This is a genomic window from Pseudomonas sp. LARHCG127 (assembly GCF_052871455.1).
The window spans coordinates 280428-299988 of record NZ_JBIXJT010000007.1 but is presented as its reverse complement, the minus strand read 5'-3'; the positions used below and the strand labels follow the sequence as shown (position 1 = coordinate 299988).

16 protein-coding genes are annotated in these 19561 nt (G+C 61.7%); 4 read left to right on the top strand and 12 right to left on the bottom strand.

The features are described from left to right. Positions 1-44 precede the first annotated feature (44 nt). Both ACIPQ1_RS14745 and ACIPQ1_RS14740 read right to left on the bottom strand, forming a co-directional pair. Positions 45-1226: a CaiB/BaiF CoA transferase family protein gene (locus ACIPQ1_RS14745; protein WP_411385397.1), complete on the bottom strand. Its 1182-nt coding sequence runs from the start codon at positions 1224-1226 to the stop codon at positions 45-47. Positions 1227-1529: 303 nt separating this feature from the next. After that, the gene (locus ACIPQ1_RS14740; protein ID WP_186728810.1) at positions 1530-2882 is read right to left on the bottom strand and encodes a dicarboxylate/amino acid:cation symporter; all 1353 of its coding nucleotides are present in this window, start codon (positions 2880-2882) and stop codon (positions 1530-1532) included. A gap of 332 nt (positions 2883-3214) precedes the next feature. Here ACIPQ1_RS14740 and ACIPQ1_RS14735 point away from each other — a divergent pair, with 332 nt between their 5' ends. Then, entirely contained in the window at positions 3215-4213 is a 999-nt protein-coding gene (locus ACIPQ1_RS14735; RefSeq protein WP_250964202.1) for an AraC family transcriptional regulator, read from the top strand. 145 nt (positions 4214-4358) lie between these two features. Here ACIPQ1_RS14735 and ACIPQ1_RS14730 read toward each other — a convergent pair whose 3' ends face one another. From ACIPQ1_RS14730 to ACIPQ1_RS14720, 3 genes are all read right to left on the bottom strand, one after another. After that, a complete protein-coding gene (locus ACIPQ1_RS14730; protein ID WP_250964203.1) occupies positions 4359-5705 on the bottom strand; it encodes an ATP-binding protein in 1347 nt (448 codons plus the stop codon). After that, positions 5702-6379, bottom strand: a complete 678-nt coding sequence (locus tag ACIPQ1_RS14725) for a response regulator (RefSeq protein ID WP_053124352.1) — start codon at positions 6377-6379, stop codon at positions 5702-5704. The genes ACIPQ1_RS14730 and ACIPQ1_RS14725 overlap by 4 nt, the downstream gene beginning before the upstream one ends. Positions 6380-6489: 110 nt before the next feature. Then, the gene (locus tag ACIPQ1_RS14720; protein ID WP_186707038.1) at positions 6490-7089 is read right to left on the bottom strand and encodes a hypothetical protein; all 600 of its coding nucleotides are present in this window, start codon (positions 7087-7089) and stop codon (positions 6490-6492) included. Positions 7090-7234: 145 nt separating this feature from the next. Between ACIPQ1_RS14720 and ACIPQ1_RS14715 the strand changes: the two genes are divergently transcribed. Together ACIPQ1_RS14715 and ACIPQ1_RS14710 are read left to right on the top strand one after the other, a co-directional pair. Beyond that, complete coding sequence (locus tag ACIPQ1_RS14715; RefSeq protein ID WP_446534352.1) at positions 7235-8026, top strand: dienelactone hydrolase family protein; 792 nt, start codon at positions 7235-7237, stop codon at positions 8024-8026. A 199-nt stretch (positions 8027-8225) separates the two neighbouring features. Continuing rightward, complete coding sequence (locus tag ACIPQ1_RS14710; protein ID WP_411385400.1) at positions 8226-8951, top strand: 4'-phosphopantetheinyl transferase family protein; 726 nt, start codon at positions 8226-8228, stop codon at positions 8949-8951. 145 nt (positions 8952-9096) lie between these two features. Here the strand turns inward: ACIPQ1_RS14710 and ACIPQ1_RS14705 are convergent, their stop codons facing one another. Together ACIPQ1_RS14705 and ACIPQ1_RS14700 are read right to left on the bottom strand one after the other, a co-directional pair. Beyond that, positions 9097-10707: an ATP-binding protein gene (locus tag ACIPQ1_RS14705; RefSeq protein WP_208665517.1), complete on the bottom strand. Its 1611-nt coding sequence runs from the start codon at positions 10705-10707 to the stop codon at positions 9097-9099. Further along, on the bottom strand, positions 10704-11426 hold the full coding sequence (locus ACIPQ1_RS14700) for a response regulator (protein ID WP_186707042.1): 723 nt from the start codon (positions 11424-11426) through the stop codon (positions 10704-10706). Before ACIPQ1_RS14700 ends, ACIPQ1_RS14705 begins: the two co-directional genes overlap by 4 nt. An 865-nt stretch (positions 11427-12291) precedes the next feature. Here ACIPQ1_RS14700 and ACIPQ1_RS14695 point away from each other — a divergent pair. After that, the gene (locus ACIPQ1_RS14695; RefSeq protein WP_053124363.1) at positions 12292-15183 is read left to right on the top strand and encodes a ribonucleoside-diphosphate reductase subunit alpha; all 2892 of its coding nucleotides are present in this window, start codon (positions 12292-12294) and stop codon (positions 15181-15183) included. A gap of 270 nt (positions 15184-15453) precedes the next feature. Here the strand turns inward: ACIPQ1_RS14695 and flgE are convergent, their stop codons facing one another. The 5 genes from flgE to cheR form a co-directional block, all read right to left on the bottom strand. Continuing rightward, on the bottom strand, positions 15454-16752 hold the full coding sequence (gene flgE / locus ACIPQ1_RS14690; protein WP_186707043.1) for a flagellar hook protein FlgE: 1299 nt from the start codon (positions 16750-16752) through the stop codon (positions 15454-15456). A gap of 28 nt (positions 16753-16780) precedes the next feature. After that, a complete protein-coding gene (flgD, locus tag ACIPQ1_RS14685; protein ID WP_250963484.1) occupies positions 16781-17503 on the bottom strand; it encodes a flagellar hook assembly protein FlgD in 723 nt (240 codons plus the stop codon). A 15-nt stretch (positions 17504-17518) separates the two neighbouring features. Continuing rightward, the gene (gene flgC / locus ACIPQ1_RS14680; RefSeq protein WP_250963483.1) at positions 17519-17962 is read right to left on the bottom strand and encodes a flagellar basal body rod protein FlgC; all 444 of its coding nucleotides are present in this window, start codon (positions 17960-17962) and stop codon (positions 17519-17521) included. A gap of 3 nt (positions 17963-17965) precedes the next feature. Beyond that, complete coding sequence (flgB, locus tag ACIPQ1_RS14675) at positions 17966-18373, bottom strand: flagellar basal body rod protein FlgB (RefSeq protein ID WP_186707045.1); 408 nt, start codon at positions 18371-18373, stop codon at positions 17966-17968. 353 nt (positions 18374-18726) lie between these two features. Next, positions 18727-19554: a protein-glutamate O-methyltransferase CheR gene (gene cheR, locus ACIPQ1_RS14670; protein WP_003178919.1), complete on the bottom strand. Its 828-nt coding sequence runs from the start codon at positions 19552-19554 to the stop codon at positions 18727-18729. Positions 19555-19561: the final 7 nt, after the last annotated feature.

The window sequence follows — 19561 nt, the reverse complement described above, 5'->3', positions numbered from 1 at the left end:
CCAATGTGGGAGCGAGCTTGCTCGCGATGGCGGCCTGATAGACGCTACAAAACCACCCCTCGCTTACGCAACGCTTCGATCCGCTCAACACTGAACCCCAACGCCCCCAACACCTGATCCGTATGCGCCCCCAGCCTCGCCCCTATATGCCGAGGCTCGGGCAGCCCTTGGGAAAACTTCAATGGACAGGCCATCTGCGCCTGACTTGAACCCTCCCCACGGGGCACCTGTGTCACCAGTTCCCGAGCCTGTAGCTGCGGATGCCGCACGGCTTCTTCCAGGCTCAACACCGGCTCGACACACGCATCGATCCCGGCAAACAAACTGCACAGCTCGGCGAAATCGCGTTTCTCGAACTCGGCCTGCAACGCCTGCTTGAGGATGTGTTGCTGTTCAGGCTTGGGCGACAACCCCGTGGCCGCCAATTCCGGCCGCCCCAAAGCCTCGCACAACGCCTGCATAAAGGCCGGCTCCAGGCTGCCCACCGACATCCAGCGACCATCACGGGTGCGGTAATAATCATAGAAGCTGCCGCCGTTGAGCATCTGGTTCTCCCAACCCGGTTCCACGCCACAGGCCAGGTAACCGGCGCCGGCCATGGCGTTGAGGCTGAACACGCAGTCGGTCATGCTCACGTCCAGGTGCTGGCCCTGCCCGGTCTGCTGACGGGCGATGACTGCCGCTAGCAGCCCGATCACGCCGTGCAATGAACCACCGGCGATGTCCGCCGCCTGGATCCCCAGCGGCAACGGCCCGCTGCCGGCACGGCCGGTGTGGCTGGCCAGCCCCGCCAGGGCCAGGTAGTTGATGTCGTGACCGGCACGGTCCTTATAGGGGCCGGTCTGGCCGTAGCCGGTGATCGACACGTAGATCAGCCGCGGATTAATGGCCTTCAAGGTCTCGTAGCCCAGGCCCAGCCGCTCCATCACGCCGGGGCGAAACTGTTCCAGCAGGATGTCGTAGTCCCCCAGCAACTGCGTGACCACCTCCAACGCTTCCGGCTGCTTGAGGTCCAGGGCCAGGCTGCGCTTGTTGCGGTTGAGGTAGGCATGGCTGGCCGATACGCCTTGGTCATGGGGCGGCAGCACCCGCAGCAGGTCTTGGCGGGTCGGCGACTCGACGCGCAACACCTCGGCCCCCAAGTCCGCCAACAACAGCGAGGCGAACGGGCCGGGCAACAGCGTCGAGAAGTCCAGAACCTTGAGCGATGCCAGTGGACCTTGCATGGGCGATCTCCGAGAGGGTGATGGTGAAAGACTAGGCAGGGATGGAGGGTGGGGCAATCACCGGGGGCATCGTTCGGGCTGACCAATCCGCTCAGTCCGGGACCATTGTGGCGAGGGAGCTTGCTCCCGCTGGGTTGCGAAGCAACCCCAATATGTATCTGCCACCGCGTAGCTTCAGGTAATTCGCAGGGGGCCGCTGCGCAGCCCAGCGGGAGCAATCTCTGGCCACAGAAGCGCGCCAGCTTCAAAATCGAGAACCAATAAAAAACCCGCCGAAGCGGGTTTTTCATTGCAGCCTGAAGATTACTTCATAGCGCCTGGAGCAGAGGTTTCAGCCGCTGCAATCTGCGCCGCCGCGATCTGCTCGTCATCTTCACGGACGTCGGAGATACCACGACCGCCGGAAGCCAGCTCGGTCTGCAACTGGTCTTCGTCCAGTTCCTTGACCCACTTGGCAACCACGATCGTGGCAACAGCGTTGCCCACCAGGTTGGTCAGGGCGCGGGCTTCGGACATGAAGCGGTCGATACCCAGGATCAGTGCCAGGCCAGCCACCGGCAAGGTGCCTACGGCCGACAGGGTCGCCGCCAGTACGATGAAGCCGCTACCGGTCACGCCAGCCGCACCTTTGGACGACAGCAACAGCACCAGCAGCAGGGTGATCTGGTGAGTCAGGTCCATCGGGGTGTCGGTGGCCTGGGCGATGAACACCGCAGCCATGGTCAGGTAGATCGACGTACCGTCGAGGTTGAACGAGTAGCCCGTCGGGATGACCAGGCCTACGACCGACTTCTTGGCACCCAGGCGTTCCATCTTGATCAGCATGCGCGGCAGGGCCGATTCCGAGGAGGAAGTACCCAGCACGATCAGCAGTTCTTCACGGATGTAGCGGATCAGCTTGACGACGCTGAAGCCGTGGGCGCGGCAGATGGCGCCCAGTACTACCAGCACGAACACCACGCAGGTGATGTAGAAGCAGATCATCAGCTGGCCCAGTTGCACCAGCGAACCGACACCGTAGGCGCCGATGGTGAAGGCCATGGCACCGAACGCACCGATAGGCGCCAGCTTCATGATCATGTTGATGATGATGAACATGACGTGGGCGAAGCGATCGATGAAGTCCAGGACCGGCTTGCCGTAGGCACCCAGGCGATGCAGGGCAAAACCGAAGAGCACCGAGAACATCAGCACTTGCAGGATGTCGCCGTTGGCGAACGCGCCCACGATGGTGTTCGGGATCACGTTGAGGATGAAGGCGATGATGCTCTGGTCTTTACTGGCATTGATGAAACCAGCGATCTTGCTGGTGTCCAGGGTCGACACGTCGATGTGCATGCCGGCGCCTGGTTGCACGACGTTGACCACGACCAGGCCGATCAGCAGGGCAATGGTGGAGACGATTTCAAAGTACAGCAGCGCGTAGCCGCCGGTCTTGCCCACCGATTTCATGTTCTGCATGCCGCCGATACCACTGACGACGGTACAGAAGATGATGGGAGCGATGACCATTTTGATCAGTTTGATGAACCCGTCGCCGAATGGCTTGAGGGCAACACCGGTCTGCGGGTAGAAGTGGCCGAGCAAAATGCCGATGGCAATGGCTACGATCACCTGGAAATACAGGGATTTGTACAGTGGCTGACGAGTCGTCATGGCAAACCTTCCTCAAGAGTCCCGCATGACGACTTCCACCTGTCGTCCACGGCACCTCAATTGCGAACCCTCCTGCACTGGAGGGATTTGTTTTGTTCGGCTGCACGCGGCAGACCTGCAGGCTCTATCGCAAAGCCCGTGCCATTTTCTGGAAATGCCCTACAACCGTTATTACAGAAGGCGTTGTGGATTCCTCAGCGGTTAAACACGGCGGCAGAACATGGCGGATTTCCGCCAACAGGGTGTTTATCACTCCGGGATTTGGCGGATATCCGCCTTGTCCAACCTCGGCCCCCTGCTACCATCGCCCGCTTAACGGACGGATTTCTGCCATGCGCCAACGCACGATCGCCAGCCACTTCGCCCGCGCCGCCTTGGGCGGTGCGCGTCGGCAAGGCTTCGACTATTTGCCTTTGCTGCAACAGCTGGGCATCAGCCCCGAACTCTTGGATGAGCCGCGCGCGCGGATTGCGCCGGAGCAGTTCGCCCGCCTGTTGCAGGCCCTGTGGCTGGCAATGGAGGACGAATATTTGGGGTTCGGCCGGGCACCGAGTAAACCCGGGACGTTTGCGATGATGTGTCACGCGTTGATCCACTGTCGGACCCTGGGCAAGGCCCTGCAGCGCGGCTTGTTGTTCTATGGGTTATTCCCCGACGCCCCGCGCCTGACGCTGGAAACCGAAGGCGAACGCGTGCGGCTGGTACTGGACGATTCGACGCTGTGGGACCCGGATCACTTCCTGACCGAAAGCCTGCTGGTGGTCTGGCATCGCCTCGCCAGTTGGCTGATCGGCCAGCGGATCGGCCTGGAGCAGGTGACGTTCGGCTACACCAAGCCCGCCCACGCGGCTGAGTACGACTTGTTGTTCCCCTACCCATTGGCGTTCGACGCACCCGGCAGCAGCCTGTTGTTCCACAGCCGCTACCTGGACATGCCGCTGTTGCAGGACGAACGCACCCTCAAGCATTTCCTCGAACACTCCCCCGCCGACCTGCTGTCGCGCCCGGACGATGGCCACAGCCTCAGCAGCCAGCTGCGCCGCCTGCTCAGCCGCGACACGGCGCGCTGGCCCGACCTGGACACCGTCGCCGCCCATTTGCACATCAGCCCGCAGACCTTGCGCCGGCATCTGCGGGAAGAAGGCACCAGCTTCCAGGAACTCAAGGATCAACTGCGGCGGGATATCGCCATCTACCATCTGGGGCGTGCCGAGCTGTCGTTGCAGCAGATTGCCGAGGAGTTGGGTTTCTCCGAACCTTCGGCGTTTCACCGGGCGTTCAAGAAGTGGACGGGTGTGACGCCGGGGGCTTATCGGGAGTTGGAGAGCTGATTTTCTGGATTGGTTTTTTGTGGTGTGCTGGCTGGCCTCATCGCGAGCACGCTCGCTCCCACAGGGGATTTGTGTGCGCCGAAAATCCAGTGTGGGAGCGAGCTTGCTCGCGATGAGGCCAGCAAACACACCGAAAATATTCCAGTCAAACCACCGGAAAGTGAATCCGGAACGCCGCCCCGCCCAGCTCTGAATCCCCCAGGGTCAAGCGGGCGCCGTAGCTGTCGATGATGTCCTTGACCACCGCCAGGCCAATGCCTTGCCCCGGATGCTGGCGATCCAGCCGCTCGCCACGCTGGAGAATCCGCGCCCGTTGATCCGGCGGCACGCCCGGCCCATCGTCCTCGACACTCAACTCCGTGCCGCCGAGGGTCTGGTGCATGCTGACGCGCACCTCGCCCAGGCACAGCCGATAGGCGTTCTCCAGCAGGTTACCGAGCATTTCCAGCAAGGCACCCTGTTCGATCGGCACCTGGCAGTGCTCCGGCAGATCGAAGCTGACGGTGACCCGCTTGTCGCGATAGACCTTGTCCAAGGTGTCGCACAGGCTTTGCAGCACCGGGCGCAAGCGCACCTGATGACGCACCAGCCCGCTCTTACGCAAGCTGGCGCGCTGCAATTGGTAGCCAATCTGCTGGCTCATGCGCTCGATCTGGGTTTGCAGCACCCAGGCCTGGCCACGGTCCTCGGGGCGCCGGGCCATGTCTTCGCTGACGCCCTGCAACACCGCCAGCGGGGTTTTCAGGCTGTGGGCCAAGTCATCGAGGGAGTCGCGATAACGGCTGCGCTGTTCCCGCTCGCTATAAAGCAAGCGGTTGAGGGAGCCGGTCAGGCGCAACAGTTCCCGGGGGTGCTCGGTGCTGAGGCTTTCCCGGGCCCCGCTTTCGATTTCGTCCAGCTCCTGGCTCAGGCGCCGCAACGCCCGCAGGCCCCAGGTCAGGCCGATCCACAACAGCGCCAGCAACACCGCCAGGGCCGCGCCAAAGCCCAGGTAGAGATTGTCCCGCAGTCCCTGCAAGGTCACTTCGTAGTCGCGCACCGGTTGCAGGGTGACGATGCTGAACGCCGCGCTCTGGCCGCCGAGCAGCTTGATCTCGACGTCATAAACAAAAAACTCCTGGCCATTGCTCTCGCGAATGCGGGCGAACTGGTTGCCCTGGCCGTCATAACGCGGCGTGTAGTTGATGTTTTCTTCCTGGGTCGCCTTCGACCGCCAGACCAGCCGCCCCTCGCGATCATAGATGTAGCCCAGCAGGCGGGCGTCGGCGAGGTTGAAGCGTTCATCGGGCAACTGCGCCGGCATCTTCAAGCGGTTGTTTTCCACCCGGGCGGCGGAAATCAGCGTGGTCACGTCCGAGGCCAGGCGTTGCTCGATGGATTCTTGCAAGGCCAGGCTGAACGCCCCTTGCATGGCCGGCAACAAGGCCAGCATGAACAGCACCGCCAGGGTCATGGCGGCCAGCATCAGCCGCAGCCGAAGCGAACGAATCACTGGCAGCGCTCGTTGAACAGATAACCCAGGCCCCGCACGGTGTCGATTGGCTTGAAGCCGGCCGGGGCCTCCAGCTTACGGCGAAGGCGTCCTACCAGCACTTCGATGACATTGGGATCGCGCTCGCCGTCGTCGGGGTAAAGCTGCTCCATCAAGCGGTCCTTGGCCACCACCTGCTGGTGATGGCGCATCAGGTACTCGAGGATGCGGTATTCGTAGGCGGTCAACGCCAGCGGCTCCTCGTCGAGGGACGCCTGCTTGCGGTTGAGGTCCAGCAGCAACGGCCCGGCGACGATGGTCGACTGGGTGAAGCCGCTGGAGCGGCGCAACAGGGCGTTCAACCGAGCCTCCAGCTCTTCGAACTGGAACGGCTTGACCACGTAGTCGTCGGCACCGGCGGCCAGGCCTTCGACCTTGTCCTGCCAGTTGCCGCGGGCGGTCAGGATCAGGATCGGAAACGTCTTGTCCTGGGCGCGCAGCCGGCGGATCAGCTCCAGCCCGCTGATGCCGGGCAGGCCCAGGTCGATCACCGCCAGGTCATGGTTGAACTCCCGAGCCTGGTACAAGGCCTCTTCGGCATTGGCCACGGCCTGCACCACATGGCCGCTGTCGGTGAGCCGGGTTTGCAGGTGATGACGCAACAGCGCTTCGTCTTCGACGACCAGTAATTTCATGGAGCCTCTCCCCAGGCAAATCAAACAATCCGGCGCGGCGCACCTCAACGAAAGGCGCCGGATCGTCTTCGACCGATCCGGCTGGATTTCCTCACCGTGCCCTCGCCTGCTTAGAACGTGTAGTTGGCGGACAGGTAGGTCTGGGCGCTGCTGGTCAGGTCCAGCGAGCCAACCTTGGCGCCACCGTGCGGGCTCATCTCGGTGCTGGCGTTGCTGCGCAGGTAACGGTAACCCAGTTCAATCGAGGTGTTTTGCGAAATTTGTTGCAGCACGCCGCCCTGCAAGCCCACCGCGTAGCCGATGTCGCTGTCGCGACTGAAGCCAGGCGAATCCTGGGTCAGCTTGGTCAGGCCCGCCGTGCCGCCACCGAACAGTTTGGTGCTGCCGGTGACCGGATAGAACACATCGTAGCTGCCCAACAGGTTTTCCTGGCGCAACTTGATGCCGTTGTGGGTGCCAGAGACGTTGTCGTAGGTGGCGTAGTAGCGGCCTTGGTCGTTCTGCTTGCCCAGTCGCAGGCCATAAGTGGTGTCCTTGCCGATGATGCCGTCGGCGTTCGGGTTGTTCAGGGCGCTGTTCAAGGCGTCGGACTTCTTCACCTTGTCGCTGGTCTGGCCCAGGGTCAGGCTGGCGAAATTGTCATCGGCGTGGGCCATGGCGCTGGCGCCCAGCACGGTGAAAGCCAGCAGCAGTTTTTTCATAGCAGTCATGATCAAGTTCCTTTGCAGCGTGGATGTGTTGTGGAGTCGCCGTCACCTTAACCAGCGGTCCCTGAACACCCGTTGAACGTTCTCTGAACCGGCGCTGAATGAATCGGCTAATCTGTGCGGACCACTTTTTATAAGGAGATCCGTCATGCGCAGGCTGCTAGCTGTTGTACTTCTGGCCATGAGCGGTGTGAGCCACGCCGCCATCCAGACCCAGGAGATCCCCTACACCAGTGCCGACGGCACCCAGCTGATCGGTTATTACGCTTATGACGACGCCGTCAAAGACCCGCGCCCAGGCGTGGTGGTGGTGCATGAATGGTGGGGGCTGAACGATTACGCCAAGCGCCGCGCCCGTGATCTCGCGGGCCTGGGCTACAGCGCCCTGGCCATCGACATGTACGGCGACGGCAAGAACACCGAGCACCCCAAGGACGCCATGGCCTTCATGCAGGCGGCGCTCAAGGACGGCAAGGCGGCCAGCGCCCGCTTCCAGGCCGGTCTCGACCTGCTGAAGAAACAGCCCCAGACCGACCCGGACAAACTCGCCGCCATCGGCTACTGCTTCGGCGGCAAAGTCGTGCTCGACGCAGCGCGCCAGGGTGTGCCGTTGGCCGGCGTGGTGAGCTTCCACGGTGCGCTGGTGACCAACACCCCGGCCACGCCAGGCAGCGTCAAGGCCAAGGTGCTGGTGGAGCATGGTGCCCTGGACAGCATGGTTACCCAGGACAACGTGACCGCGTTCAAGAGCGAGATGGACAAGGCCGGTGCCGACTATAAATTCGTCAACCTCGAAGGCGCCAAGCACGGTTTCAGCAACCCCGACGCCGACCGCTTGAGCCACGGCGACCATGGCGGACCGGACATCGCCTACAACAAGGAAGCCGATGAGAAATCGTGGGCGGATATGCAGGAGTTCTTCAAGAAAATCTTTGGCTGAGCACACTTCTTTCAGATTAAAAAATTATGTTTTTGGGGCGCGGGAGCTTGCTCCCGCTTGAGTGCGTAGCGCTCACAGATCTTTTGGGGCCGCTTCGCAGCCCAGCGGGAGCACGCTCCCTCGCCACAAAAGCCAGCCTCTGCCCCATACACGCGCCCCCCACTACCCAGCCTTCCACCAACCCGGCAAAATGCCCGGCATGAAGACACTCCCCACCCTCCCCGCCTGTTGCTCGCCCCTGGATGAGCACTGGCTATTGCCCGACGCCCTGCCCGATACGGTGCTGCTGAGCACCCGCTTCGACCCGTTGTTGCTGGTGGGCGCCGACTTCACCAACAGCGTCATCGAGCCGCCGGCGAGCATCCAGCGTTCAGTGGCCAAGCGTCAGGCAGAGTTCCTGGCCGGGCGGATCTGCGCTCGGGCGGCGTTGCAGCGACTCGACGGCCAGATTTGCGTACCGGCCATTGGCGAAGACCGCGCCCCGGTGTGGCCGGCGCATATCAGCGGCTCGATCACCCACAGCACGGGCCGGGCAGCGGCCATCGTCGCGAAAAAAGAACACTGGCAAGGCTTGGGCATGGACGTGGAGAACCTGCTCGACCCCGAACGCGCCGAACGCCTGGCCGGTGAAATCCTGACCTCGCCAGAGCTGCAACGCATGACCCGGCTCGCCCGTGATGACCAGGCCTTGTTGGTGACCCTGACCTTTTCAGTGAAGGAAAGTCTGTTCAAGGCGCTGTACCCCATTGTCAGGCAGCGTTTTTATTTCGAGCATGCCGAGGTGCTGGACTGGACACATGACGGCCAGGTGCGGCTGCGCTTGCTGACGGACCTGTCGACCGAATGGCACCATGGCAGTGAATTGCAGGCGCAGTTTGGGGTGAAGGATGGGCAGCTGTTGAGCCTGGTGGGGATCAGGGCCTGAGATTTTTTGGTGTCTGGGAGGGCCTCATCGCGAGCAAGCTCGCTCCCACAGGATTATTTGGGATGGCCTCAAGTTTTGGCCACAACATAAATCCACTGTGGGAGCGCGCTTGCTCGCGATGAGGCCAGCACAGGCGCCGCATATATCAAGACCTGTCCTGATGCCTCGGCCAACTCAAGCTGAAACACGCCCCACCCAGGCTCTTGCTCTTGCCGATCAGCGCCCTGCCGTCGTGCCAGTGGATGATCCGCCGCACGATCGACAACCCCAGCCCATGGCCGCCCGACGCACGGGCGCGACTGTCGTCCAGGCGCAGGAACGGCTTGAAAATTCGCTCCCACGCCGCTTCCGGCACGCCGGGCCCGTCGTCTTCCACATCCACCCGGCAGCGCAACTGGCCCACCTGGTAACTGACCGTGACCTTGGAATGGGCGTGGCGCATGGCATTGCCCACCAGATTCTGCAACGCGCGATGCAGGAAGCGTGGCTCGGCCTCGACCCAGGCGCCGTCGCAATCAGCGGCCGACAGGCAGAGACCGCGTTCAACGGTGATCCCGGCCCGCAACGGTCCCAGTTCATCGATCACCTGATTGACCAGCGCATCCAGATCCACCCGCTGGAAATTCAAGGCCGGTGAACCTTGTTCCAGTCGCGCGTAGGTGAGCATTTCGTCCACAAGCCGATCCAGGTCTTCGATGTCGTGGTCCATGCCCGCCAGGTATTTGTCCCGGGCCTGGGGCGTGGTGGCGCTGCCGAGCATTTCCAGGCCGAAGCGCAGGCGCGCCACCGGGGTGCGCAATTCGTGGGACACCGCCCGCACCAGCTCGCGCTGGATCGCCAACAGTTGCTGCAGGTGTTCGGCCATGCCGTTGAACGCCGCAGCCAGTCGCCCGACCGAGTCGGCGCCTCGGGCGGGCACCCGGGTTTCCAGGCTGCCCTGGGCGATCTGGGTGGCGGCCGACTCCAGGCCACGCAAACGTCGCTCCAACTGACGCACCAACAGATAGACGATCAAGCCAATCAGACTCAAGCCCAGCGCCGCGATCAACACCAGCCATTGCGGCGGATAAGGGTTCATCTGGTACAGCGGGCCGATCTCCAGTACCCACGGCGTACCGACCATGCCAGCGAAGACCCGGATGGAGTCGCCGCCCTTGCCCAGGGCCATCACCGTGTCGCCCTCGGACACACGACGGCGCTGGTCTTCGTCCATGTCAGCCTGCTCGGCGGTCATGAGTCGCAGGTCGAAACCAAAGCCTTTTTCCTGCTCCAGTTGCGCCAACCGCTTGGGTTGCTCGGCCACCGGGTAACGCACCAGTTCGTCGGCCAACAGGTAAATGGTCGCGCGGGCCAGTTGCTCGCTGATCTGCTGGACCTCCCCCACCAACATCAATTGCTCGGCATCATTGACCAACCGGTAGACTTTTGCCGCGTGCGGCCCGGTCTGCTCGACCAGCGCCTGGCCGCGCAGCACACGGGTGCGCTGGCCGAGGTCAAGGTCGGTCTGGGTGAAGGTCTGCAACGCCAGGGGAATGCCCAGCAGGCGCTCCCACACTGCCAGCGCCCGGCGGCGCTCGGTGTCGTTCATCGGCCGCAGGTTGTCGGCCATCAACGAAAACGTGCCGTGGGCCAGGCGCTCGCGGTATTGCTCGCCGCGGGTCTGGTTGAGCAGGTGCAGGGCCAGCACACCGAGGACCGCCACCAACACCAGCGCGGCGCACATGCCGCCGTAAATACGCAGGAAGATCGAATTCACGGCGCCAGGTCTACGCAAGCTTCAGGAACGAACAGGTAGCCCTTGCTGCGGATGGTCTTGATCAGCCGTGGATGGTCCGGGTCGTCGCCGATCTTGGGGCGGATGCGCGAAATGCGCACGTCGATGGAACGGTCCTGGCCGTCATAACCAATGCCGCGCAGGGCGGTGAAGATTTCTTCCCGGGACAGGATGCGCCCGGCATTGGACACCAGCAGCCACAACAGGTCGAATTCGGCGCTGGTCAGCTCGATACCGTTGCCCTGCAACCAGGCTTCGCGCAGGGCATCGTCGACCACCAGCGGGCCGAATTGCAGGCGCCGCGGCTTCTGCGCCGTACTCGGCTCCGGCTCGCTGCGCCGCAGCAGGGCCTGGATGCGCGCCAAGAGCAGACGCGGGCGAACCGGCTTGCAGACGTAGTCATCGGCGCCCAGGTCCAGGCCTTGGATCTGATCGGTGTCGTCGGTGCGAGCGGTGAGCATCAGGATCGGCCCGTCATACTGCTGGCGCACTTTACGGCAAATGCTCAGGCCGTCTTCGCCGGGCAGCATCAGGTCGAGGACCACCAGGTCCGGCTGCTCGGCAATGATCCGCGCCGCCGCCACCGCGCCGTCGCCTTCGATGGCGACACGCAATCCGTTGCTTTCGAGGTATTCCCGGGTCAGCTCGGCCAGACGCTGGTCATCCTCGACGATCAATACCTGCCAGGCTTCTTGTTCCACTGGGGGACCTTTTGGCTGATTAGCTAAATAAAGAGAGGCATGTTGCCAATATCACTGACAAGGCACGAACCCCGTGGGAGCGAGCTTGCTCGCGATGGCGATGTGTCTGCCAGCCTCCCTGCAACTGGTCGGCCGCTATCGCGAGCAAGCTCGCTCCCACAGGTTGGGTCCTGTGCCTCCCACCCATCTTTTTGTCATGTTAAAGGAGGATAAACACACCCATGCATGGGCCGATTGTATAAACGTCGCCTGCGCAGAAAACAAGCAGACAAATGCGTTTCGATCGGGTGGGTTTTCTGTGGTAACGTCCGCGCCCGCAAAAACCTTCAAGCTGTTTTCGGATCGTCGAAACCGATGAAAAAAGGTCCACTCCAGCTAGGTCGCGGCCTACAGAGCTGTTCCGCGTTTCGCACACAAATTACGCACAGGCTTATCCACAGGTAGTACGTTGCATACCCCCCCAAAACGCATTATCTTGTAGCCCGCCGCGCAAAAAACCCTACATGTAGGGTTTCAGGCCAAAAACCAAACACAAGTCGGGCAGAGAATTCAAGCGCTTTTCTTGCTTCTGTCCAACTGAAACATCGCATTTCCCCAAGCCCAGACCGCCCCTGCGGATGGCAACTGTTTCAAGGTCCGAAACGACCGAAACGGTACGGGTGTTGCAGTCAATTGCTGCCACCCCGGCAACCCGGTTTCGAGCCCCGCTCGCAACCTGAGAACTTCGGATGGAAGCGGCATTAAACGCCTGCTTCCTACTGTCCCGAAGTTGTTATGCCCGGCGCCAGTCGGTTGTAGTGCTTCAGGACGGAACGGTGGGCACCGTGATGGTGCCCAAACAAACATAGAGAACGTGGAGACACCCATGCACACCGACACAACTCGCGAGAACCCGCAGGGCACCGCGCCGCTGGCCGCCGATTCGAGCCCGGATCTGTCCGCCACCGCGCCGGGCCAACTGCGTGTGATCAAGCGTAACGGCACTGTCGTTCCTTACACCGATGACAAGATCACCGTCGCCATCACCAAAGCGTTCCTCGCAGTTGAGGGCGGCACCGCTGCCGCTTCGTCGCGAATCCACGACACCGTGGCCCGCCTGACCGAACAGGTCACCGCGACCTTCAAGCGTCGCATGCCGTCGGGCGGCACCATCCACATCGAAGAAATCCAGGACCAGGTCGAACTGGCCCTGATGCGTGCCGGCGAGCAGAAAGTGGCCCGCGACTACGTGATCTACCGTGACTCCCGCGCCAAGGAGCGTGCTACCCGCTCCCCTGCCGACGCCCCGGTCCAGGCCCACCCTTCGATCCGCATCGCACGCGCCGACGGCAGCCTGGCGCCGCTGGACATGGGCCGCCTGAACACCATCGTCACCGAGGCCTGCGAAGGCCTGGAAGAAGTCGATGGCGACCTGATCCAGCGCGAAACCCTGAAGAACCTCTATGACGGCGTCGCCCTCAAGGACGTCAACACCGCGTTGGTGATGACCGCGCGGACCCTGGTGGAACGCGAGCCGAACTACTCCTTCGTGACCGCCCGCCTGCTGATGGACACCCTGCGTGCCGAAGGCCTGAGCTTCCTGGAAGTCGCCGAGAGCGCGACCCACCACGAAATGGTCGACCTGTATGCCAAGGCCCTGCCAGCCTACGTCGCCAAGGGTATCGAATTCGAATTGCTGAACCCGGTCCTGGCCGAATTCGACCTGGAAAAACTCGGCAAGGCGATCAACCACGAGCGCGACCAGCAGTTCACCTACCTGGGCCTGCAAACCCTGTACGACCGTTACTTCATCCACAAGGATGGCGTGCGTTTCGAACTGCCGCAGATCTTCTTCATGCGCGTGGCCATGGGCCTGGCCATCGAAGAGAAGCAGCGTGAAGACCGTGCGATCGAGTTCTACAACCTGTTGTCGTCCTTCGACTACATGGCCTCGACCCCGACCCTGTTCAACGCCGGCACCCTGCGTCCGCAGCTGTCGAGCTGCTACCTGACCACCGTTCCGGACGACCTGTCGGGCATCTACGGCGCGATCCACGACAACGCCATGCTGTCGAAATTCGCCGGTGGCCTGGGTAACGACTGGACCCCGGTTCGCGCATTGGGCTCGTACATCAAGGGCACCAACGGCAAATCCCAGGGCGTCGTGCCGTTCCTCAAAGTGGTCAACGACACCGCCGTTGCGGTCAACCAGGGCGGCAAGCGCAAGGGCGCGGTCTGTGCCTACCTGGAAACCTGGCACATGGACATCGAAGAGTTCATCGAGCTGCGCAAGAACACCGGTGATGACCGTCGTCGCACCCACGACATGAACACCGCCAACTGGATCCCGGACCTGTTCATGAAGCGCGTCTTCGATGACGGCAAGTGGACCCTGTTCTCGCCATCCGAAGTGCCGGACCTGCACGACCTGACCGGCAAGGCTTTCGAAGAGCGCTACGAGTACTACGAAGCCCTGACCGAGTACAACAAGATCAAGCTGTTCAAAGTCGTCCAGGCCAAAGACCTGTGGCGCAAGATGCTGTCGATGCTGTTCGAGACCGGCCACCCATGGCTGACCTTCAAGGACCCGTGCAACCTGCGCAGCCCGCAGCAGCACGTGGGCGTGGTCCACAGCTCGAACCTGTGCACCGAGATCACCCTGAACACCAACAAGGACGAGATCGCGGTCTGCAACCTGGGCTCGATCAACCTGCCGAACCACATCGTCGACGGCAAGCTGGACACCGCCAAGCTGCAACGCACCGTGAACACCGCCGTGCGCATGCTCGACAACGTGATCGACATCAACTACTACTCGGTGCCGCAAGCGAAGAACTCCAACTTCAAGCACCGGCCGGTGGGCCTGGGCATCATGGGCTTCCAGGACGCGCTGTACCTGCAGCACATCCCGTATGGTTCGGACGCTGCGGTCGAGTTCGCCGACAAGTCCATGGAAGCGGTCAGCTACTACGCGATCCAGGCTTCCTGCGACCTGGCCGACGAGCGTGGCGCCTATGAGACGTTCCAGGGTTCGCTGTGGTCCCAGGGCATCCTGCCGCTGGACTCGCAACAGATCCTGATCGCCCAGCGCGGCCAGAAGTACATCGACGTCGACCTGAACGAATCCCTGGACTGGGCACCGGTTCGCGCCCGTGTGCAGAAAGGCATCCGTAACTCCAACATCATGGCCATCGCACCGACCGCCACCATCGCCAACATCACTGGCGTGTCGCAGTCGATCGAACCGACCTACCAGAACCTGTATGTGAAATCGAACCTGTCGGGCGAATTCACCGTGATCAACCCGTACCTGGTTCGCGACCTCAAGGCTCGCGGCCTGTGGGACTCGGTCATGATCAACGACCTGAAGTACTACGACGGTTCGGTGCAGCAGATCGAACGCATCCCGCAAGAGCTCAAGGCGCTCTACGCGACCGCGTTCGAAGTGGACACCAAGTGGATCGTCGACGCCGCCAGCCGTCGCCAGAAGTGGATCGACCAGGCTCAGTCGCTGAACCTGTACATCGCCGGCGCTTCGGGCAAGAAGCTGGACGTGACCTACCGCATGGCCTGGTACCGTGGCCTGAAAACCACCTACTACCTCCGTGCCCTGGCCGCCACCAGCACCGAGAAGTCGACCATCAACACCGGCAAGCTGAACGCGGTTTCCAGCGGCGGCAACCACGGTGACGATTCGGTCCTGGCTGCTCCAGCCGGACCTGCGCCAGTGCCGAAGGCCTGCGCGATCGACGAGCCGGATTGCGAAGCTTGCCAATAAGCTGAGCGGGTGAGCGTGTAAAAGCGCCCGCTGAAGAAGCCCCCGATAGACCGCTGGTTTATCGGGGGTTTTCTTTTGCCTGAAGAAAATTCGGCGCCTGGGCTGGCCTCTTCGCGAGCAGGCTCGCTCCCACATTTGACCTGCGTACACGTGACCCTGTGGGAGCGAGCCTGCTCGCGAAGAGGGCGGCACAAACAATACAAAACCATCGGCCACAAAAAAGCCCCTCTGCGAGGGGCTCCTTGTGCAGCCTTCAAACAGCCATCGACATCAAGCCATCTGAATGATGGTCTGCATGATGGTGCTCTGGGTGGAGATGGTCTTGGCGTTCGCCTGGTAGTTGCTTTGCGCCTTGATCAGCTCGACCAGTTCGTTGGTCAGGTTGACGTTGGACTCTTCCAAGGAGTTGGAGACGATCGAACCCAGGGTACCGGTCTGTGGCGCATCGTAGCCCGGGATGCCCGAGGCGAAGGTTTCTTTCCAGCTGGTGCCGCCTACAGGCTGCAGGCCCTGCTCATTGGTGAAGCTGGCGAGGGCGAGCTGGCCGATCGGCTTGGTCTGGTTGTTGCTGAAGTTGGCCAGCAAGACGCCGCTGCCGTCGATGGTCAGGTTGGTGATCTGGCCGGTGGCGTAGCCGTTCTGGGTTGGGATCGAGCGGGCAGTGTCGGCGTTGAACTGGGTGGTGTTGCCCATGGAAATCGTAATGGTCGGTGCGCTGGAAGCGCCGTTGGCGGTCCATGTCCCGTTGGTCACGGTGCCCGGAACCCAGCCGGTCAATACCAGATCGCTGTTGACGGTCGCTGGCGGAGTGGTGACCGTGGTCAATCTGCCGCTCGAATCGAAGTTCATGGTCGAAGGAACAGGCGCGGTCGCACCAGTCGTGGTCGGTGCGGTGCCGTTGAGGTTACGGCCGTCGATCAAGGTGTAGACATTCCAAGTGTTGCCAGCCGTCTTGACCATGTACTGGTCCATCGAGTGCTGGTTACCCTGGGTGTCGTAGATCGGGGTGGTGAACTGCTTGGTGAAGGTAGCGGTGTCGGCCGGATTGAACGCGGCAGTGATCGGCGTCGCTGTCGAGTTCAGGTTGATGGTCGACGATACCAGGCTGGTGGCGGTTGGCGGCAGGTTCGAGGTGTCGATGCGCAGGTCGGTCAGGATGCCGTTCTGGATCTTGCCGTTGGCATCCACGCCATAGCCCTGCAGGCGCGAGGTGCCATCGCTGTTGGTGATGAAGCCTTCCTTGTCGGTCTTGAACGTACCGGCACGGGTGTAGCTCAGGGAACCGTCGTTGCTCAGGACAAAGAAGCCCTGGCCCTGGATGCCCATGTCCAGCACGTTGCCGGTGTTGTTCACGTCACCCTGGCCGAACTGCTGGGAAACGTTGGCCAGGCGCACGCCGTTGCCGACGGTCTTGCTGCCCGAACCCAGCTTGGTGGCCGAGTAGACGTCTTCGAATTCCGCGCGGGACGATTTGAAACCGGTGGTCGCCACGTTGGCGATGTTGTTGCCGGTCACGTCCAGCTGTTTGTTGGCTGCATAGAGACCGCTAAGGCCGATGTTGAAAGACATGTTGACTCCTTTTGCCGGTTAGTCGGCTCTACATACCAATAGTTTGTACTTTGGACAGGGCAATGCTGCCCAGCCCGGCCAGGTTGAGCATCAGCTCACCGCCCGTCTGGCTGATCGTCACGCTGCTGACCGTGGCCGGCAGGTTGGTGATCAGCGACGTGGCCTTGCCATCGATGGTGGTCGAGGCCGCGAAGGTGTAAGTGCCCGATTCAACGACCGTGCCCGCATCGTTCTTGCCATCCCAGATGAAGGCGGAATTGCCGGCGTTCTGACTGCCCAGGTCGATGGTGCGAACGGTCTTGCCGTCCTTGTCCACGATCTTGACGGCGACGGAGGACACCGATGCTGGTACCACCACCGTGCCGTTGAGGCTCTTGGAGGTGTCGACCACGGCCTTGTCACCGGGCGCGATCACCGAGCGACCGACCAGGGACGAAGCCTGCAGCGCCTGGGACGAGTTGTAGTTGCCGGCGATGCCGCTCACGGTATCGTTGAGCGTGGTGATGCCTTCCAGGCTGCTGAATTGCGCCAACTGGGCAACGAACTCGCCGTTATCCTGTGGCTCCAGCGGGTTCTGGTTTTTCAGCTGGGTCACGAGCAGTTGCAGGAACGCATCCTTGCCCAATTCCTTCTTGCCGGTGGCAGCGGTGGTCGCTGCGCCCAGGCCATCGGTCGTGGTGTTGGTCTTGACCGAGGAGTTGGCCAGAATCTCGTTGAGGCTCAAACCGCTGGTAGTGTTGGTAACGCTCATGTGACTCGCCCCTTATCACTGACCGAGGGTCAGGACCTTCTGCATCATGGCTTTGGCGGTGTTCATCATTTCGGCGTTGGTCTGGAACGAACGACTGGCGGAAATCATGTCGGCCATTTCTTCGACGACGTTGACGTTCGGGTAGTAGACGTAACCCTTGGCGTCCGCGGCCGGATGGTTTGGCTCATAACGTGCTTCGAGGTTGCTCTGGTCTTCGACCACGCCAAGCACTTGCACGCCCTGCCCCGCCGCGTCCTGGTCCTGGAACAGCGAGTCGCTGCCGCCGGACTGGCCGCCCTGGAACATGGTGGCGAATACCGGGTGGCGGGCGCGGTAGGTCTGGTCGATGCTCGACGAAACGGTCTCGGCGTTGGCGATGTTACTGGCGACGGTGTTCAGGCGAGTGGTCTGGGCACTCATGGCACTGCCGGCAATGTTGAATACGCTAGCGATCGACATGGCTTATTCTCCGCGCAGGGCCGATACCAGCCCTTTGAACTTGCTGTTGAGCAGGGTGAAGCTGGCCTGGAAGTTCACGGAGTTTTCCGCGTAGTTGGACTGTTCCAGTTGAGCGTCCACGGTGTTCTGGTCGATCGACGGCTGCATCGGCGTGCGATACATCAGCGATTCGTCGCCGCTGCCCACGCCTTCGGCTTCGATATGACGGTTGTTGGTCATGTTCAAGGCGAAGTGGCCGTTCTTGGTCTTCTCGTTCTGCTCGGCGAGCACCTTGGAGAAGTCCAGGTCACGCGCCTTGTAGTTCGGGGTATCGGCGTTGGCAATGTTGTTGGCCAGGACTTCGGCACGTTGGGCGCGGAAGCTCAGGGCCTGTTCGTGGATACCGAGCGCTTTATCGAAGCTGATGCTCATGTCGGAAACCTTTGGGTGACCAGAATGTACGTACGATGGCTTTAGCAAGCGTCGTGCCACTTTCAGAAGCCCCGTAAACCGGGGCTTTGCGGGGATCGGCAAAGCGGCAATGCCAGAAAAGCGGCAATCGGCTTCCGCTGGCTGCCGCTTTTCTGCCGCTTTCGCCAGGCAATGGGGAGCAAATGTGGGAGCGAGCTTGCTCGCGATGGCGGTGTGTCAGTCAAGATTGATGTCGTCTGCAATACCGCTATCGCGAGCAAGCTCGCTTCCACAGGGGACGCGGGTGAATGAAAAACAGCGGGCAAAAAAAAGGGAGCCCCATGGGACTCCCGTTTTTTCTGAAACCAAGCCAATCACTTCGCCTGGTAGATGATCCCCGGGCTGCACTGGACCATCTGGTAATGATCCGGCAAACCGTTCAACGCCTCGGAGGCGCCAAGGAACAGGTAGCCACCCGGCTTGAGCGTGCTATGGATACGCAGCAGGATGTCTTTCTTCACTTCGGCGGAGAAGTAGATCAACACGTTGCGGCAGAACACGATGTCGAACTTGCCCAGGCTGGCGTAGCTGTCCAGCAGGTTGAACGAACGGAACTCGACCCGGCTCTTGATCGGCGCCTTGACCACCCACTTGCCCGGCCCTTTCGGGTCGAAGTAGCGTTGCAGGCGGTCCGGCGACAGGCCACGGCCGATGGCCAGGCTGTCGTACTCGCCGGTCTTGCAGTTATTGAGCATGGTGCCGGACAGGTCGGTGGCAACGATCTGCACGCCACCTTTCAACTGGCCCAGGTTGGTCCGCTCGAACTCATCGATGGACATCGACAACGAATAGGGCTCCTGCCCCGACGAACAGGCCGCCGACCAGATCCGCAGGCGCTGGCCCGGGCTGGCCTTGATGGCCGCCGGCAGCACTTTGTTCTTCAGTACCTCGAATGGATAGGTGTCACGAAACCACAGGGTTTCGTTGGTGGTCATCGCGTCCACCACCATCTCGCGCAAGCCGCTGCGCGGTTGGGTCTGGATACGCTGCACCAGCTCGCCCAATGACTTGAGGCCCTGTTGCTCCATCAATTTATTGAGACGGCTCGACACCAGGTACTGCTTGTTTTCACCAAGCAGGATGCCACAGGCTTTTTCCAGGAAGACCCGGAACTGTTCGAAATCCAAATTACCCGTAGACAAGATACCG

Coding starts and splice junctions, on each gene's coding strand:
- ACIPQ1_RS14745 (WP_411385397.1), bottom strand. CDS start 1,226: ATGCAAGGTCCACTGGCATCGCTCAAGGTTCTGGACTTCTCGACGCTG.
- ACIPQ1_RS14740 (WP_186728810.1), bottom strand. CDS start 2,882: ATGACGACTCGTCAGCCACTGTACAAATCCCTGTATTTCCAGGTGATC.
- ACIPQ1_RS14735 (WP_250964202.1), top strand. CDS start 3,215: ATGCGCCAACGCACGATCGCCAGCCACTTCGCCCGCGCCGCCTTGGGC.
- ACIPQ1_RS14725 (WP_053124352.1), bottom strand. CDS start 6,379: ATGAAATTACTGGTCGTCGAAGACGAAGCGCTGTTGCGTCATCACCTG.
- ACIPQ1_RS14720 (WP_186707038.1), bottom strand. CDS start 7,089: ATGACTGCTATGAAAAAACTGCTGCTGGCTTTCACCGTGCTGGGCGCC.
- ACIPQ1_RS14715 (WP_446534352.1), top strand. CDS start 7,235: ATGCGCAGGCTGCTAGCTGTTGTACTTCTGGCCATGAGCGGTGTGAGC.
- ACIPQ1_RS14710 (WP_411385400.1), top strand. CDS start 8,226: ATGAAGACACTCCCCACCCTCCCCGCCTGTTGCTCGCCCCTGGATGAG.
- ACIPQ1_RS14695 (WP_053124363.1), top strand. CDS start 12,292: ATGCACACCGACACAACTCGCGAGAACCCGCAGGGCACCGCGCCGCTG.
- flgE (WP_186707043.1), bottom strand. CDS start 16,752: ATGTCTTTCAACATCGGCCTTAGCGGTCTCTATGCAGCCAACAAACAG.
- flgD (WP_250963484.1), bottom strand. CDS start 17,503: ATGAGCGTTACCAACACTACCAGCGGTTTGAGCCTCAACGAGATTCTG.
- flgC (WP_250963483.1), bottom strand. CDS start 17,962: ATGTCGATCGCTAGCGTATTCAACATTGCCGGCAGTGCCATGAGTGCC.
- flgB (WP_186707045.1), bottom strand. CDS start 18,373: ATGAGCATCAGCTTCGATAAAGCGCTCGGTATCCACGAACAGGCCCTG.